Here is a 16,892-nt window from a genome sequence, read left to right as displayed (position 1 = left end):
CGAAGCGGAATAGCGGAATGTGGATCGGGGTCGGCGCGTCGCCCCGCGCGGCGTTCAGTCGCCGCGGGCGATGCGGCCATCGACCAGTTCGATGCGGCGGTCGCAGCGCGCCGCCAGCCGCGGGTCGTGCGTCACGATGAGGCAGGCGCTGCCGCGTTCGCGATTGAATTCGCGCAGCAGCGCAAAAATATCATCCGCCGTGTGAGTGTCCAGATTTCCGGTCGGTTCATCGGCCAGTATCAGCCGCGGCGACAGTGACAAAGCGCGCGCGATCGCCACCCGCTGCTGCTGCCCGCCCGACATCTGATTGGCCTTCTTGTGCTCGTGCCCCTTCAGGCCGACGCGATCCAGCAGGTCGAAGGCCACCGCCTCCGCCTGCGCGGTGGCAATGCCGTGCTCGATGATGGACGGCATCATGACATTTTCCAGCGCGCTGAAGGCCGGCAGCAGATGATGGAACTGGAATACGAAGCCGATATGACGGCCGCGGAGCACGGTCAGCGCCTGTTCGCTCAGGCCGCGCGTCTCGCTGCCGGCAATCGCGAGCTCGCCCGAGGTCGGGCGTTCGAGCAGACCGATCAGGTTGAGCAGCGTGCTCTTGCCGGAGCCGCTGGGGCCGATCAGCGCACAGAACTCGCCTTCGGCCAGTTCGAAATCGAGTCCGTGCAGCACTTCGGTTTCCACCGGCGTGCCGATGCCATAGGACTTGCGCAGACCCCGCAGCGATACGATGGCGTTCATGCGCCGCGCCTCATGCACGAATCGCCTGCACCGGGTCCATCTTGGCCGCGCGCCGCGCCGGAATCAGCGCCGCCAGCACGCCGACCACCAGCGCGATCAGCGCCGCCGACAGCGCGATGCCGGTGTCCAGCTGCGGCTGGAACAGCGGCGCGCCGTCGCCGGTGCGATAGACGCTGGAGAAGAACTGCAGCAGACCCCAGGCGAGCGCGACACCGGACAGCGCGCCGACGAAACCGACCAGTCCGCCCTGCAGCAGGAAGATGCCCATCACGCGGTTAGAACTGGTGCCCATCGCGCGCAGGATGCCGATCTCCTTCTGCTTTTGCACCACGCTCACCACCAGCACGCTCGATATGCCGAGCGCCACGATGACGATGACGAAGCCGCGGATCAGGTTGTTCGATACGGTCTGGTTGCGCAGCGCGGCCAGCAGCTGCGAGTTGGTGGTCATCCAGCTTTCGACCGTCAGGCCGCTGCCGGCCTGCAGCCGTTCGCTCACCTCCTGCGCGTCGAAGATGTCGGCCACCGTGATGTCGATGTTCGACACGCCACCCGGCAGGTCGAGCAGCGACTGCGCCAGCTTCATCGTCGTGAACACCCAGCGCCGGTTCAGGTCCTTGTTGCCGATGTCGAACAGGCCGGTGATCTGCAGCAGTTCGTCGCGACCGCCGGCAGCGCGCAGGAACATCTTGTCGCCCACCGTGACGCCCAGATCCTTCGCCAGTTCGATGCCGATGATGGCGTTCGTGCCGTCGACCTGAAACTGCCCGCGCGTCATGTAGGTGTCCATCTTGACGATGCGGCGATAGCGGTCGGGCTCGACGCCGACCAGCGCGACCGACTTGCTGGCGCGTCCGCGCAGCGCGAAGGCCGGACCGCTCACCACTGGCGACACCGCGACCACCCGCGGCTGTGCTTCGGCCAGCTTCACCATCGCTTCCCACTGGTCGATCGAACGCAGGCGCTGCGCGCGCGGCTCGATCAGCACGGAGCTGGCCGGGTCGGTCGAAGCACGCAGATTCACTTCCTCCAGCGGCCGCATCACGACGTGCGCCTGACTGCCCAGCACGCGGTCGATGATGGTGGCCTGCAGCTGCGATATCAGCTGCGACAGGAACACGATGACGGCCACGCCGCCGGTCACGCCGAGCAGGATGAGCGCGGTCTGCATGCGCCCCTCGCGCAGGAAGCGCAGCGCGACCAGGAACTCGAACGGAAGCTTGGGCCGCGCCATCTTCAGCGGCCGAGATTGGGCGTCGGGCCCGGCGCGCCGCGCGCCGGCTTGATGCGGATGCGATCGCCATCGAGCGCACCGCCGGCCGGCATGATGGCGACGTCGCCTTCGGCCAGTCCGTCGGTGATTTCGACGCGACCGACGCCGCGCAGGCCGATCTTCACCGGCAGCTTCGCCGCCGTGCCGTCGCGCGCGACCAGCACCCAGGGCGCCGCGCTGTCGACCTCGCGCACCGCCTCCAGCGGCAGCGACAACGCCTGCTCCTTGCGACCGATCACCACCTCGACCGACACCGTCATGTCCGGCCGCAGGAAGGCCGGCGGCTCAGTCACGCGCAGCCGCACCTCGACCGTGCCGCGCTGGGCGTCGATGGCCGGCGACAGGTAATAGACGACGGCATCGAAGGGCTGGCCGGGGAAGGCATCGGCCACCGCCTGTGCGCGCGCGTCGAGCCGCAGATAGCGCAGGTTCTTTTCGTCCAGCGTCGCGTAGATGCGCGTTTCGCCATTCTCGGCCAGCGTCAGCAGCGCGCGGCCGGCCTGGGCGACGTCGCCCGGCTCGGCGTCGCGCGCGATCACCAGCGCATCGACCGGCGCGCGCAGCGTCAGCAGGTCGCGCCGTGCCTGTGCAGATTCGAGCGCGGCATGCGCCTGCGCCAGCCGCGCCTGCGCGCTGACACGCTCGGCACCGCGCGGTGTGTTGGCGTCGCGCTGGGCCTGCGCGGTGCGCAGCTGGGCGCGCGCGGTGTCGAGCTGGCGCGCCGCCTCATCGAGTTTCGACGGCGAGAAGAACTGCTGTGCCACCAGCGCCTGTGCGCGCTGATACTCGGCCTCGGCCACGCGCAGATTCGCTTCCGCCTGCTTCACCGCCTGTTCGGCCACCGGCAGGCCCACCGCGTCGAGCTGGGTGAAACGCGCCTGCGCTTCGGCAATCTGCGAGCGCGCCTGTTCGACTGCCGCGTCGGCGTCGGTCGCCCGCAGCCGCACAAGCAGATCACCCGCCTTGACCGCCGCGCCCTCGCGCACGGTCACCTCATCGATGATGGCAGTGATCTGCGTGCCCAGTTCGATGCGCGACGGTGTGGCGATGCGGCCGGTGGCGACCACGCTCTGGGTCAGTGGCGAACGCTCGACCTTGACGACATCGACGGCGATGCCGCGCGGCCAGAACAGCCATGCGACGAGCACCGCTGCGGCCAGCAGCAGTGCGATCAGGTGACGGGTTTTCATTGAAGGGGTCAGGAAGCGGGCGGGAGCAGTGTGTCGATCAGCGCGTCGAGCTGTCTGTGATCCGGGTTACCGATGATGCGTTTGACGATGCGGCCATCGCGGTCGACGAGGAAGCTGGTCGGCGTCGCGCGGATGCCGCCGAAGCCGCGATCAAGGGCGCCGACCGGGTCGAAGCCTACGCGAAACGGCAGTTTTTCGCGCTGCGCGAAATCCTGCACATGGCTCGGCGCGTCGTAGGACATGGCGACCGCCACCACTTCGAAACCGCGCGCGGCATGCCGGCGATGGGTGTCCGCCAAGCCCGGCATGCCCCTGATGCAGGGGCCGCAGGAGGTGGACCAGAAATTCACCAGACGCACTTTTCCATCAGCGTGACCGAGGTCGATCTGGCCACCGTCCAGCAGCGCGACCTGCAGTGCCGGCACCTGCTCCGGATGACCGGTACCGCGCAGCAGCCACACCACTGCAATCAGCGCCAGCAACACTAACGGTGATACCCATTTGCGATCCATAATCTTCATTCGTTCAAACACTGAGGGCTTCGACCATGCGTGCGATTGTCGGTTTTGTGGCGTGTCTTGTCATGTGCACCCAGGTGTGGGCACTGTCACTGTCCGACCTGTCGGACAAGGACGCCGGTGGTGGCCTGAAGGAGGCGCTGACCCAGGGGGCGTCGAAGGCAGTCGACCTGCTGGGCAAGCAGGACGGCTTCCTGAAGAACGCCAAGGTGAAGATTCCGATGCCGGACGGCCTGCGTCAGGCGGAAAAGCTGATGCGCACCTTCGGCATGAAGAAGCAGGCCGACGAACTGATCACCGCGATGAACCGTGCCGCCGAGGCGGCGGTACCGGAAGCGAAGGAACTGCTGGTCGGCGCAGTCAAGGACATGAGCGTCGAGGACGCGAAGAAGATTCTGACCGGTGGCGACACGGCGGGCACCGAATACTTCAAGGGCAAGACCTCGGCCCAGCTGAAGGAGCGCTTCAAACCCATCGTGCAGAAGGCGATGGACAAGGTGGGCCTGGCCAAGACCTACGAGAAATTCGCGTCCAAGGGCGCGCAGTACGGCGTGATAAGCAAGGAAGACGCCGACCTCGACAACTACGTGACGCAGAAGACGCTGGACGGCCTGTTCACGATGGTGGCCGAAGAGGAGAAGGCGATCCGCAAGAACCCGGTCGGCGCTGCCGGCAGTCTGGCGAAGAAGGTGTTCGGCGCGCTGCGCTAGGCGCGGTCTGCGCAGGCTTTTGCGATGGTGGCCCTGTTCGGCGCCGCAATCGCGAGCAAGCTCGCTCCCACACAACCCCGGCTCCAGCTACAGGTCCGGCACTATCCCTGTGGGAGCGGCCTTGGCCGCGACGCGGCGGTTGTGCAGTCGGGCGGCTTCGATCCAGGCCGCTGTCGGGGTCAGAAGACCCCTCCCACAAGCCCCCGCCCCGCGAGCAATAAGAAGCGCCGTCCCTGTGGGAGCGGCTTTGGCCGCGACGCGGCTGCTGCGAGTCGCCGGCTTCAATCCAGCCGGCGCTCGCGGATGTCGCGCCTGCGCCACCCTCAGCGCTTCGCAGCCTTCGCGAATGCCGCGGCCAGCGCGTTGTTGGCAGCCGGCGCTTCCTTGGCCTTCGCCATTGCCCGCGGGTCGGGGCGGGCGCCGCGGCTGTCGCGGCTTCCGCCAGCCGGCTTCCTCACCACTTCGTCGCCCAGCCGCATGGTCAGCGCGATGCGCTTGCGTGCCAGGTCGACCTCGACCACCTTCACCTTGACGATGTCGCCCGCCTTCACCACCTCGGCGGGGTCCTTGACGAAGCGATTCGCGATGGCCGACACATGCACCAGGCCGTCCTGGTGCACGCCGATGTCGACGAAGGCGCCGAAGTTGGTCACGTTGGTCACGACGCCTTCGAGCTGCATGCCGGGTTCGAGGTCCTTCATGTCCTCGACGCCGTCGCGGAAACTCGCCGTCCTGAACTCCGGGCGCGGGTCGCGGCCCGGCTTTTCGAGCTCGCGCAGGATGTCCTGCACGGTCGGCAGGCCGAAGCGCTCGTCGGTGTATTTCTGCGCCGACAGCTTCTTCACCGTGGCGGCGTCACCGATCAGTTCGCGCGCCTTCTTCTGCACGTCGGCCAGGATGCGCTCGACCACCGGATAGGCTTCCGGGTGTACCGCCGAAGCATCCAGCGGATTGTCGCCATTCATGATGCGCAGGAAGCCGGCGCACTGTTCGAAAGTCTTGTCGCCGAGGCGCGGCACCGACAGCAGGGCCTTGCGCGACGGGAAGGCGCCGTGCGCGTCGCGATGGGCGACGATGTTCTGCGCCAGCGTCGAGTTCAGACCGGAAATGCGCGCCAGCAGCGGGGCGGACGCAGTATTCACGTCCACGCCGACCGCGTTCACGCAGTCCTCGACCACCGCGTCAAGCGAGCGCGCCAGCTTGGTCTGGCTCACGTCGTGCTGATACTGGCCGACGCCGATGGCCTTGGGGTCTATCTTTACCAGTTCGGCCAGCGGGTCTTGCAGCCGGCGGGCGATCGACACTGCGCCGCGCAGGCTCACGTCGAGACCGGGGAATTCCTTCGCCGCCAGTTCCGACGCCGAATACACCGAAGCACCCGCTTCCGACACGACGATCTTGGTCATCGCCAGTTCCGGCTTCAGCTTGATCAGGTCAGCCGCCAGCTTGTCGGTTTCGCGGCTGGCCGTGCCGTTGCCGATGGCGATCAGCTGCACGCCGTGCTTCTGCGCCAGTGCGGACAGCGCGTGCAGCGAGCCGTCCCAGTCGCGGCGCGGCTCGTGCGGATAGATGGTGGCGGTGTCGACCAGCTTGCCGGTGGCGTCGACCACCGCCACTTTCACGCCGGTGCGGATGCCGGGGTCCAGGCCCATGGTGACGCGCGGGCCGGCCGGTGCGGCCAGCAGCAGGTCCTTCAGGTTCTTGGCGAACACGCGGATCGCCTCCAGTTCGGCACGGCTGCGCAGCTCGCCCATCAGGTCGAGTTCGATATGCACCGACAGCTTGACGCTCCAGGTCCAGCGCGCGGTATCGACCAGCCAGCGGTCGGCGGCACGGCCCTGGTCGCGGATGCCGGCGTGCGTCATGACGCGACGTTCGCAGGGATTGGGTTCGGGCGAGCGGCTGCCGTCTTCCGGGTCGGTGTCCAGCGCCAGCTTCACCCGCAGCGCCTCTTCGTTGCGACCGCGGAACAGCGCCAGCGCGCGGTGCGACGGAATGTCGGCCAGCTTTTCGCGGTAGGCGAAGTAGTCGCGGAACTTGGCCGCCTCGGCGTCGTTGTCCTTGCCGTCGGCCACGGTGGCGACGACCACGCCGTGTTCGGCCACGTAGTCGCGCAGCGCGCCGACCAGCTCGGCGCTCTCGGCGAAGCGCTCCATCAGGATCTGCCGCGCGCCGTCAAGCACCGCCTTGGCGTCGGCGAAGCCGGCTTCGGCATTCAGGAACTTCGCGGCCTCGACGTCCGGGGTCAGCGTCGGATCGGCGAGCAGCGCGTCGGCCAGCGGCTCGATGCCGGCTTCGCGCGCGATCTGCGCCTTGGTGCGGCGCTTCTGCTTGTAAGGCAGGTACAGATCCTCCAGCCGCTGCTTGCTGTCGGCGTTCTCGATCTCGGCGCGCAGCGCCGGCGTGAGCTTGCCCTGTTCGTCGATGCTGGCGATCACCGCGACGCGGCGCTCTTCCAGCTCGCGCAGATAGCCGAGGCGCTCTTCGAGCAGGCGCAGCTGGGTGTCGTCGAGACCGCCGGTGGCTTCCTTGCGATAGCGCGAAATGAAGGGCACGGTCGCGCCTTCGTCCAGCAGGGCGACGGCGGCGTTGATCTGTTGCGGGCGTGCGCCCAGTTCTGCGGCGAGCCGCTGTTCGATCGGTGGGAGCATGTGAGACAGGCAGGAACGGCTGGCGAAGGCGCGAACCATACCCACGCGGGGCGCATGCCGCAAGCCGGTACAATCCCGGCACTCCATCGATTGGTGCGCTGCCCGTCCGGGCGGTGACTGCATCCCATGCTGTCCGACATGAACGCGCCTCAGCGCGAGGCGGTGAAGTATCTCGACGGCCCGCTGCTGGTGCTGGCCGGTGCCGGCTCGGGCAAGACCCGCGTCATCACGCGCAAGATCGCCTATCTGGTGCAGGAGTGCGGCTTCGATCCGCGCAACATCGCGGCCATCACCTTCACCAACAAGGCGGCCAAGGAAATGCAGGAGCGCGCCTCGCACCTGCTGGAAGGCCGTGCCGGCAAGCAGCTCAACATTTCCACCTTTCACGCACTGGGCGTGAAGATGCTGCGCACCGAAGCGAAGGCGGCCGGGCTGAAGCCCGCCTTCTCGATACTCGATTCGTCGGATGCGACCGCCATCGTGTCCGACATTTCGAAGGAAACCGAGAAGTCGCGGCTGCGCGCGCTGGTGTCGCGCATATCGGGCTGGAAGAACGCCATGCTGCCGCCGTCGGCCGCTGCTTCGCACGCTGCCGACGAGATGGAGGCGCTGGCCGCCCGCGTCTACGAGGAATACGAGCGCACGCTGCGCGCCTACCAGGCGGTCGATTTCGATGACCTGATCGGCATCCCGGCGCGCCTGCTCGCCAGCGACGAAGAACTGCTCGAACGCTGGCAGCGCCGGCTGCGCTATCTGCTGATCGACGAGTACCAGGACACCAACAGTTGCCAGTACCAGATCGTCAAGCTGCTGGCCGGCCATCGCGGCGCCTTCACCGCGGTCGGCGACGACGACCAGGCCATCTATGCGTGGCGCGGCGCCGATGTCGAGAATCTGCGCAATCTGCAGACCGACTACCCGAAGCTCAAAGTGATCAAGCTCGAACAGAACTACCGTTCGATGCAGCGCATCCTGTCGGCCGCCAACACGCTGATCGCGCGCAACGAAAAGCTGTTCGACAAGAAGCTGTGGTCCGACATGGGCCGCGGCGACCCGATCACGCTGATGGTGGCGCGCGACGCCGAGCACGAGGGCGAGTGCGTCGCGATGCGCATCGCTTCGCACAAGTTCGAACACCGCGGCAAGTTCAGCGACTACGCGGTGCTCTACCGCGGCAACCACCAGGCGCGGGTGATCGAAACGGCGCTGCGCGAGCAGAAGATTCCCTACGTCATCAGCGGCGGCCAGAGCTTCTTCGACCGTGCCGAAATCAAGGACGTGATGGCCTATCTGCGGTTGATCGCCAACGGCGACGACGACCCGGCCTTCATCCGCGCGGTGACGACGCCCAAGCGCGGCATCGGCGGCATGAGTCTCGAGGCGCTCGGCCGTTACGCTGGCGAGCGCCACATCGGCCTGTTCGCGGCGATGTTCGAAACCGGCGCCGAGCAGGCGCTGCCGGCACGGGCGCTGACCCCGCTGCGCGAATTCGGCGACTTCATCAACCGGCTGGAGTGGCGCGCCCGCACCGAGGCGCCGCGCCTCCTGCTTGAAGACCTGCTGCGCGGCATCGGCTACGAAACCTGGCTGTTCGAACAGTTCGAGCCGAAGGAGGCGGAAACGCGCTGGAACAATGTGCGCGAATTCGTCGACTGGATGGGCCGCAAGGGCGAGGAGGACGGCAAAACGCTGATGGAGCTGACGCAGACCGTCGCGCTGATCACCATGCTGGACAAGCGCGACGACGGCGAGGAACGCGACGCGGTGCAGCTATCGACGCTGCACGCGTCGAAGGGCCTGGAGTACAAGCACGTGTTCCTGATCGGCCTGGAGGAAGGCATCCTGCCGCACCGCGAGTCCATCGACGGCGGCAAGATCGAGGAAGAGCGACGGCTCATGTACGTCGGCATCACCCGCGCCCAGCGCACGCTGACGCTGAGTCACTGCGAACGGCGCAAAAGCGGCCGCGAATCGCGCGACTGCGAGCCGTCGCGCTTCATCGCCGAAATGGGCGAGGACGTGCAGCGGCCGAAGAAGGACGGTGCCGCCCCGACCGCCGAAGACCGCGCCACCAACGTCGCGCGGCTGGAGGCGATGAAAGCACTGCTGGCAGGCAAGGGGCCGGCGGGCGGCTGACCGGCGTCGCGCTCACTTCGCGCGCGAGGCGGTCGCTACAGACAGCGGGCTCCGATCCAGGCCGCTGTCGGGGTCAGAAGACCTCTCCCACAGAACCCCGTCCCGCGCTCAGGCCGTGGATAGGGCGCACCACCCCTGTAGGAGCGGTCTTCTGACCGCGACACGGCCGCAGCAGTCCGCCGGCTTCGATCCACGCCGCTGCCCGGGTCAGAAGGCCTCTCCCACAGAACCCCGTCCCGAGCTCAGGTCTTGGATAGGGCGCAGCACCCCTGTAGGAGCGGTCTTCTGACCGCGACGCGGCCGCTGCAGTCCGCCGGCGTCGACCCACGCCGCTGCCGACGAACTCCTGTGTCGAAAGGCAGCCGAAAGCAGGAGTTGCGCACTCACGTCGCCCGCGATGGACGAAAAAAAGCCCGCCGATCGGCGGGCTTCTTCCTTGCAGCGGTACTGCGCTTACTTCTTCTCTTCGTAAGCCGGCGCCGCAATGGCCGCGGCTTCGACCGGCGCCGCCGGGGCAGCGGCTGCATCGGCAGCCGGCGCTTCGGCCGCGTCGGCGACCTTCGGTTCGGCGAAGCTGGCGCCCGACTTGTTGCCCATGTAGGCCACGGCGCGGGTGATTTCGTCGTCGCTCAGCGAGGCGTTACCGCCCTTGGCCGGCATCGCGCCCTTGCCGTTGATCGCCGACTTCACCAGTGCATCGAGACCGGTGGCAATACGGCTGGACCAGGCAGCGCTGTCGCCCAGCTTCGGCGCGCCGGCCATACCGGCGTCGTGACAGGCGGCACAGGCGCCCTTGTAGATCTGCTCGCCCGTCTTCGGGCCCTTGGCTTCCGGCTCGCCCAGAGCGAGTTGCGCAACCGGCTGGATCGCACGCGACACCACTTCCGGATCGGGATTGCTGGCGCCCTTGTAACCGGACGACACGTACTGGGCCACCAGCACGCCCAGACCGACAAACACCACAAATGACAGTACGACCACCGCGATCAGCTGTTGCGGCGTCTTGATGAGAGTTTCGTGCTCTTCGTGCGCGTCCGACATGGTGCCTTCCTCTGATGACCTGGATAGGGTTGGAAAAACAGAACGCGCCATTATAGCGGCAGCCGGCGCCGCCTGCGTCCCGGACCTACCACCCGCATGGACGCGCAGGCGCAAAGCGGCTATCCTTCGCCGCCTGCGGGCTGTTTCAACGCCCGCAATGCGCCCGTAGCTCAGCTGGATAGAGTACTGCCCTCCGAAGGCAGGGGTCGTGCGTTCGAATCGCGCCGGGCGCGCCAGTCACTAAACGGGTCGATCCTCAAGATCGGCCCGTTTTACTTTTAACCCTCCGTGGCGGACTCTCACACTCCTTGTGAGTCAGCCCGCAACGCGCCGGACATCAGAAGCGAATTCGGCCGGATTGGAGCAAGCCGACGGCATCTGATATATACATTGCCATGCAAGTATCGGATTTGCGCTCATGACCCCTCTCGGCACCGATCGCTACATACTGCAGTGCATTTTCAACATGTATCTTCGCGACTACCCTGGCCCGCGCGAGCCAGGCGGCCGGGGGGCGAACGATCCGTACATCGCCATTGATATTCATGCCCTTGCGCACAGGATGAAGTGCTCGCCGGAGCTACTGTTCGGGCGGCTCTACTATCACCTGGATCAGAAACATCGCTACAAGCGCGAGAGCGGCGCAGTCGTTTCCCTATTCACCCTGCAGGCGGGAGAAAAGCGCCACGCGGTCAACTTCCCGTTCCTTGCCGCCATTCTCGCAGAGAAGAATCAAGAGTTCAGACGTCATGTACTCGCCCTGGCCATTTCCTTCCTTGCGCTCGGTGTATCGACCGCGTCACTTCTTCTGAGTTTTGCGAAGGGCTAGACGGCCGTTCAGATATGACAATCGTCATCTGAAATTCCGCCGGCTGCGCGAGCGCATCACATCTCAGATGACCTTCTACGCCGCCCCTCCATACGGTGTTTGAAGATATCCCCTGCAGAGGCGGGCGGCACAAACGTACTCACATCGACCTCATCCGGTAGTCGAGTGCCGCCGTCTGACGCCTGCGCAGCGATCGCGTCGCCCATCTCCGCAGCACGCCTGCGCTAACATCCGCCCGACATGTCGATCGAACGGAGTCGGGACGGGGATGAACGGCGGCCACAAGCGCCCTGCAGTGTTGCGATGGATAGTGCTTGCGCTGCTTGTGCTCGCCGTTCTCGACATCCGCCTGTTCATGTTCGTCGACGCGGCACGCGAGGAAACGCTGGAGCGTGCGCGCGACACGCTGCATGTGAGCGTCGACGTCGTCGCGCAGCGCATGGACCAGCATCTGGCGACCTATGACCGGCTGCTGTCCGGCATCGGCGAGGGCGTGCGGCTTCACGGCGGAATTTCGGCCGAGCCGGATCTGACCCTGCATCGCCTGCTGGTCCGCCGACACGCACTCAACCCGGAACTGCAATCGCTCTTTTTGGTGCGCCACGACGGCACCCTGGCGGCGACGTCGCTCAGCTCTCCGCCCCCGGCGCTGGATGTATCGACACGGGACTATTTTCTGGCGCAGTCCGGATCGGGCGCCGACGAGCACCGGCTCTTCATCGGGCCGGCCATCGTCAGCAAACTGACCGGCAATTACATCTTCCCGCTGAGCCGGCGGGTCGAGAGCGACGGCAATCGCTTTCTGGGCGTGGTCGCCGCGGCGGTCGATCCGGAGCAGCTGACGACCCTGCTGAGCGAGCAGGGTCTGCCGGCTGCATACACGCTGTCCGTGTTCCTGCGCGACGGGCATCGGCTGGCCTGCCTGCCCCGCAGATCCGATTGCGTCGAAGGCACGGCCGGCGACATGCCCTTGTTCCGCACCCTGCTACCCGCAGCCGCCGACGGCCTGGTCGCGCGCCAGCGCCTGCTCGACGAGCGCCCGGGCCCGGCCGCCTACGCAACGTCCGACGCCTATGGCATCGTCGTCGCCGCCACTGCGGACGAAGGCATGCTGCTGCAGTCCTGGCGACGCAACCTCGGCGGTTACGTTGCCATGGCGGTGGCCAGCAACCTCGCGTTCGCGGGGCTGGCCTGGTTCGCCTTCCGCCAGGTGCAGCGCCGCCGGCTGGCGCTGCAACAGCTGGCCGACGCAAACCAGGAACTGGAAAACCGCGTCGCCCGCCGCACCGATCAGCTGCGGCGCAGCGAGGACCGTGCGCGGACCTTCATGAACACCGCGCGCGACGCGGTGGTCGTCGTCGACAGCAACAGCTGCATCGTCGAGTTCAATCGCGCGGCCGAAGTGCTGTTCGGCTACAGCGTCGACGAGGTCGCCGGGCGGCGGCTCGATATGTTGATGCCGCCATCCGAAGCGGCGACGCATCGACGCCATGTACAGGCAGCCAACGCCTCAGCCGAGGCACGCGCCATGAGCAGGGGGCGCGAAGTGACGGCCCGGCACAAGGACGGCCGAGAGTTTCCGATCGACGTCACCGTCGGCAGTTCGGGCGACGGGGCGCAGAGTTTCCACGTCGGCATCATTCGCGACATCAGCGAGCGCAAGCGCCTCGAACTGGAACTGCAGCGGCAGGCGTCGACCGACGGTCTGACCGGCGTGCTCAACCGCCGCGCCTTCACCGCCGAAAGCGAGCGGCTGATATCGGTCGCGTTGCGCCACGGGCGGCCGCTGAGCCTGATGGTGATCGACGCCGACCACTTCAAGAAGGTAAACGACGTGTTCGGCCATCCGACCGGCGACGCCGTGCTGAAGGCGCTCGCGCTCACGCTCGGGCAGGCGCTGCGCACCAGCGACGTGCTCGGCCGTCTCGGCGGCGAGGAGTTCGGCATCGTGCTGCCGGAAACCGATGCGACCGGCGCGCGTGAGGTCGGCGAGCGACTGCTGCAGGCGGTGCGCGAGCGCCGGATCGAACATGACGGCCATACGTTGAACATCACCGTGAGCATCGGTGCGACCGTGCTCGGTGCCAGCGACGACAGGTTCGAATCGGCCTTCCAGCGCGCCGACCGGGCACTTTACGAGGCGAAGCACGGAGGACGGGATCGCGCCGTGCTGGCGCTTGGCGAGCAGGCAACAGTGTGAGGCTCGCCGACCGCAGCTAGGCGCCGCGAGCGGCGCTGCGGCGAATCAGGCGGCAGTCAGGCCACGAAGCCGGAGGCGGCGCGCAAGGGCGCGGCGGAAGGATGGGGTTGGTCCGACAGCAGATCGGTCGCTCCGATCTGTGCCGCGAGCCATTGCGTGGCGGCGTGTGCGGCCAGCGGGCGCGACCACAGATAGCCCTGGCCCTTGTTGCAGTCCAGCGTCGCCAGCAGCGCCGCCTGACCTTCGGTCTCGATGCCTTCGGCGGTCGTGCTCATGCCGAGGCTGCGAGCAACGCGCACGGTGGCTTCTATCAGTACCCGCTTGTGCAGATTGCTCTCGGCGTCGGCGACGAAGGAGCGATCGATCTTGACCGTGTCGATCGGCAGCTGGCCGAGACAGGCCAGCGAGGAATAGCCGGTGCCGAAATCGTCCAGCGCGAGCGCGAGGCCGAGCGCTTTCAGTTCGAGCAGGCGGGCGCGGATGTCGTCGCCCTGCGCCGCCATGCTTTCGGTCAGTTCCAGCTGCAGTGCCTGCGCCGGCAGGCCGCTCGCTTCGAGCACGCGCGCGACCTGGTCGGTGATGGCGGCGTCCTGCAGTTGTGCTCGCGACAGGTTGACCGACACCATGCCGGGCGCCTGCGCGCCAAAACGGCGCTGCCACGCCGCCAGCTGTCGGCAGGCCGAATCGAGCACGAATTCGCCGACCGCGCCGATCAGGCCGCACTCCTCGGCAATCTCGATGAATTCGACCGGCGACACCAGACCGCGCTGCGGATGCTGCCAGCGGACCAGCGCCTCGAAGCCGGCGACGCGACCGTCGGTCAGCTCGACGATGGGCTGATAGACGACGAACAGTTCGTCCTGTTCGAGCGCCCGTCGCAGTTCCAGTTCGAGTGCGCCACGGCGGGTTGCGATGTCCTTGATCGACGGCGTGAACAGCACGTGGCGCCCGCCGCCGGCGCGCTTCGCCTCCTGCATGGCGAGGCTCGCGTCCTGCAGCACGGCGTTCGCTTCGGCGGCGGCATGTATGCCGGCGACGACGCCGATGCTGGCAGAAATGTGCACCTCGACGCTATCGATCAGATAGGGGCGGGACAGCGTGTCGATCAGCCGCTGCGCGATGCTGTGCACGTCCTCGCTGTCGCGCAGGCCGTCGAGCAGCACGACGAACTCGTCACCGCCGAGGCGGGCCGTCGTGTGCAGCGGCTCCTGCGCCGGACCGACGGCGTCGCGCTGACGCACGGTGCCATTCAGCCGCTCGGCCACCATGCGCAGCAGCCGGTCGCCACCGGCCTGCCCAAGCGTCAGATTGACGCGATTGAAACGGTCGCAGTTGATGAACAGCACGGCAAAGGTGGGCGCACCGCCAGCGTCGTGGCGCGCCAGCGCCTGCTGTATCCGCTCCAGCACGGCGGAGCGGTTGGGCATCAGTGTCAGGCTGTCGGTGCGCGAGGCGTCGCGCATCCGCGAGGCCAGACGCTGCTGTTCCAGTTCCACCTCGTGCGTCACGTCATTGACGCAGCCCATGATGGTGTGGGCGTCGAGCCGCAGCAGACTGATGCCGAGCACGCGCCGGCCACCGGCCGTCGACCGCACCGGCATGCGCAGCCCCTCGCACACCAGCGCACCCGGCTCGATGGCGGCGTCGGCCATGGCGCGCAGATCGGGCGCCACCTCGTCCAGCACCTCGAACAGATTGTCCAGATTGCCCTGCCGCGCCAGCGGCATCAGCAACTGCGCCGAGCGCGGATTCATCATCGTCACCGTGCCGTCGGGCCGGATCTGCAGCAGGCCTATCGGCGCCTGGTAGAGGAACTGGATCAACGCCTCGTAAGCGGGCGGCTGCAGATCCTCAGGGTCGCTGTCGGGCTTCATCGGACGGCCGCCGATTGAAGCGCCGGTTGCCAGCGCTCAACCCGGTTGCGGCCCCCGGCCTTGGCGGCATAGAGCGCCTCGTCGGCACGCTGCATCAGGGCATCGAAATCGCTCACGTCGGCATCCATCGTCGCAATGCCGGCGCTGATGGTGTAGCGCACGGCCTGCCCGCCGACCTCGACCGCCTGCGACGCGAGCAGCTGGCACAGGCGCTGGGCAACCACCTCGGCACCCTCCAGCGTGGTGTCCGGCAGCAGCACGACGAATTCCTCGCCACCGAAGCGCGCCAGCACGTCCATCGCACGGAAGGTCGCGGTCATGCCGGCGGCGAGATGGCGCAGTACGGCGTCGCCGGCGGCGTGCCCGTACTGGTCGTTGATGCGCTTGAAATGGTCGGCGTCTATCATCACCAGCGACAGCGGCCGCGGGAAGCGCGCCCAGCGCTGCATCTCCAGCTCGACCGCCTCGACGAAGGCGCGGCGGTTCAGCAGGCCGGTCAGGTGATCGCAGGACACCGCCTTCAGCAGCGCTTCCGCCGCCTCGCGCCGGTCTGACACGTCGCGGATGATGAGGCTGTAGGCGTGTTCGTCGGTCAGCGCGTCGTCGCGGTCGTGCAGCGGGGCGATCAGGCAGCTGCCCCAGTAGCGACCGGCATCGGCGCGCACGCACCAGCCCTCGTCCAGGCTCCAGCCGGTGCGGTCGGCCTCGTGCAGCCGGTCGAGCACACGCTGTTCGGAGATCGCGTCTTCCGGGTAGAACATCGACAGGCTGCGACCGATCACCTGGTCCTCGGTGAAGCCGGTGATGCGGGCGATGCTCGGGTTCCAGTCCTGCACACAGCCATGGTTGTCGAGCGACACCAGGGCGTAGTCGGTAAGGCCTATAGCCAGCGTGTTGATCCAGGCCTGGCTCTGGCGCAGTTCGCGGTCCCGTCGGACCGACTGCGTCACGTCCGAAATGACGGCCATCAGCCGCTCGGCGTCGAGCTTGAGCAATGTCAGCGCCAGCACCTGGCTCTGTCTGCGGCCGGGCTGACCGGTCGCGATCGGCACCTGCAGCGCGTCGCACACCGTGCCGTGCAGGTCCGGAAAATCCTGCACCCGCTGTCGCAGGTCGGGCACCACGGCTTCCAGCGCGGTGAAAAGATTGGCCAACTGGCCGTCCGGGGAGAGCGGCATCAGCAGCTGCGCGCACAGCGGATTGATCATCGTGATCTCGCCGTCTGCCAGCGTCTGTACAAGGCCTATCGGCGCCATGTACATGAACTGCAGCAGCGCTTCGTATTCCTCTTCTACCGGTGCGCTCATGCGTGCTCCGGCTCAGGTCTGGCGGTGGACCAGCACATAGCGCAAGCCGCTGCCGGGTCGGGCGAGCAATCTGAGCTTCACCTTGACCGGGCGCATGCGTAGCGTCAGCACGTAGTCGATGGTGTCGTCGAGCACGCTGCCGTCCTGCTGCGCGTCCTCGAAGCGCTGGGCAACCATGAAGTTGTTCATGCACGGCGCCACCACGGTGAACAGCGCGTGCCCGATCACCCGTTCGGGCGACAGGCCGGCGGCGGCCGATTCGAAGCGGTTGTATCGTCTGACCTGGGTTGCGTCGTCCATGCCGATGACGCCGAAGTCGAGGCTGTCGAGCTCGGCATCGCTGGCGCGGTCGAGATAGTCAAACAGTGCTGCGCTGGAAAACGAGAGGGTCTGTTCCGTATTCATGGTGCTCCCTGGGTCGG

Annotated in this window: 13 protein-coding genes and 1 tRNA gene; 5 read left to right on the top strand and 9 right to left on the bottom strand. The window is 67.1% G+C overall.

Annotation, left to right across the window (positions count from 1 at the left end; genetic code table 11):
• Positions 1 to 54 precede the first annotated feature (54 nt).
• The 4 genes from METRZ18153_RS0101110 to METRZ18153_RS0101095 are packed head-to-tail and all read right to left on the bottom strand — an operon-like array spanning position 55 to position 3,737.
• On the bottom strand, positions 55 to 741 hold the full coding sequence (locus tag METRZ18153_RS0101110; protein ID WP_020162998.1) for an ABC transporter ATP-binding protein: 687 nt from the start codon (positions 739 to 741) through the stop codon (positions 55 to 57).
• 10 nt (positions 742 to 751) lie between these two features.
• Entirely contained in the window at positions 752 to 1,975 is a 1,224-nt protein-coding gene (locus METRZ18153_RS0101105) for an ABC transporter permease (protein WP_020162997.1), read from the bottom strand.
• A 2-nt stretch (positions 1,976 to 1,977) separates the two neighbouring features.
• On the bottom strand, positions 1,978 to 3,204 hold the full coding sequence (locus METRZ18153_RS0101100; RefSeq protein ID WP_020162996.1) for an efflux RND transporter periplasmic adaptor subunit: 1,227 nt from the start codon (positions 3,202 to 3,204) through the stop codon (positions 1,978 to 1,980).
• 8 nt (positions 3,205 to 3,212) lie between these two features.
• Positions 3,213 to 3,737 carry a TlpA disulfide reductase family protein gene (locus METRZ18153_RS0101095; protein ID WP_232415937.1) on the bottom strand — a complete coding sequence of 175 codons (525 nt, stop codon included), beginning with the start codon at positions 3,735 to 3,737 and terminating at the stop codon, positions 3,213 to 3,215.
• Positions 3,738 to 3,751: 14 nt separating this feature from the next.
• Between METRZ18153_RS0101095 and METRZ18153_RS0101090 the strand changes: the two genes are divergently transcribed.
• A complete protein-coding gene (locus METRZ18153_RS0101090) occupies positions 3,752 to 4,432 on the top strand; it encodes a DUF4197 domain-containing protein (protein ID WP_020162994.1) in 681 nt (226 codons plus the stop codon).
• A 323-nt stretch (positions 4,433 to 4,755) separates the two neighbouring features.
• Here METRZ18153_RS0101090 and METRZ18153_RS0101085 read toward each other — a convergent pair whose 3' ends face one another.
• Positions 4,756 to 7,083, bottom strand: a complete 2,328-nt coding sequence (locus METRZ18153_RS0101085; protein ID WP_029143470.1) for a Tex family protein — start codon at positions 7,081 to 7,083, stop codon at positions 4,756 to 4,758.
• A 126-nt stretch (positions 7,084 to 7,209) separates the two neighbouring features.
• Here METRZ18153_RS0101085 and METRZ18153_RS0101080 point away from each other — a divergent pair, with 126 nt between their 5' ends.
• A complete protein-coding gene (locus METRZ18153_RS0101080; protein ID WP_020162992.1) occupies positions 7,210 to 9,219 on the top strand; it encodes a UvrD-helicase domain-containing protein in 2,010 nt (669 codons plus the stop codon).
• A gap of 453 nt (positions 9,220 to 9,672) precedes the next feature.
• Here METRZ18153_RS0101080 and METRZ18153_RS0101075 read toward each other — a convergent pair whose 3' ends face one another.
• On the bottom strand, positions 9,673 to 10,260 hold the full coding sequence (locus METRZ18153_RS0101075) for a c-type cytochrome (protein WP_020162991.1): 588 nt from the start codon (positions 10,258 to 10,260) through the stop codon (positions 9,673 to 9,675).
• Positions 10,261 to 10,419: 159 nt separating this feature from the next.
• On the opposite strand from METRZ18153_RS0101075, the gene METRZ18153_RS0101070 reads away from it, so the two are divergent.
• The 3 genes from METRZ18153_RS0101070 (at position 10,420) to METRZ18153_RS0101060 (ending at position 13,289) form a co-directional block, all read left to right on the top strand.
• Positions 10,420 to 10,496, top strand: a tRNA-Arg gene (locus tag METRZ18153_RS0101070).
• Between the two features lie 182 nt (positions 10,497 to 10,678).
• The gene (locus METRZ18153_RS0101065; protein ID WP_020162990.1) at positions 10,679 to 11,089 is read left to right on the top strand and encodes a hypothetical protein; all 411 of its coding nucleotides are present in this window, start codon (positions 10,679 to 10,681) and stop codon (positions 11,087 to 11,089) included.
• Positions 11,090 to 11,399: 310 nt separating this feature from the next.
• A complete protein-coding gene (locus tag METRZ18153_RS0101060) occupies positions 11,400 to 13,289 on the top strand; it encodes a diguanylate cyclase (RefSeq protein WP_232415936.1) in 1,890 nt (629 codons plus the stop codon).
• A 56-nt stretch (positions 13,290 to 13,345) separates the two neighbouring features.
• On the opposite strand, the gene METRZ18153_RS0101055 is transcribed toward METRZ18153_RS0101060, so the two are convergent.
• The 3 genes from METRZ18153_RS0101055 to METRZ18153_RS0101045 are packed head-to-tail and all read right to left on the bottom strand — an operon-like array spanning position 13,346 to position 16,875.
• On the bottom strand, positions 13,346 to 15,163 hold the full coding sequence (locus METRZ18153_RS0101055) for a putative bifunctional diguanylate cyclase/phosphodiesterase (protein WP_020162988.1): 1,818 nt from the start codon (positions 15,161 to 15,163) through the stop codon (positions 13,346 to 13,348).
• Positions 15,160 to 16,470, bottom strand: coding sequence for a sensor domain-containing diguanylate cyclase (locus METRZ18153_RS0101050; RefSeq protein ID WP_020162987.1), 1,311 nt, complete (start codon positions 16,468 to 16,470; stop codon positions 15,160 to 15,162). Before METRZ18153_RS0101050 ends, METRZ18153_RS0101055 begins: the two co-directional genes overlap by 4 nt.
• 12 nt (positions 16,471 to 16,482) lie before the next feature.
• Positions 16,483 to 16,875 (bottom strand): phosphonate transporter, encoded by a 393-nt coding sequence (locus tag METRZ18153_RS0101045; RefSeq protein WP_020162986.1) that lies wholly within the window; start codon positions 16,873 to 16,875, stop codon positions 16,483 to 16,485.
• Positions 16,876 to 16,892 lie beyond the last annotated feature (17 nt).

Source organism: Methyloversatilis discipulorum, assembly GCF_000385375.1.
Classification (GTDB): Bacteria; Pseudomonadota; Gammaproteobacteria; order Burkholderiales; family Rhodocyclaceae; genus Methyloversatilis; species Methyloversatilis discipulorum_A.
This window is presented reverse-complemented; position numbering and strand designations above follow the sequence as displayed.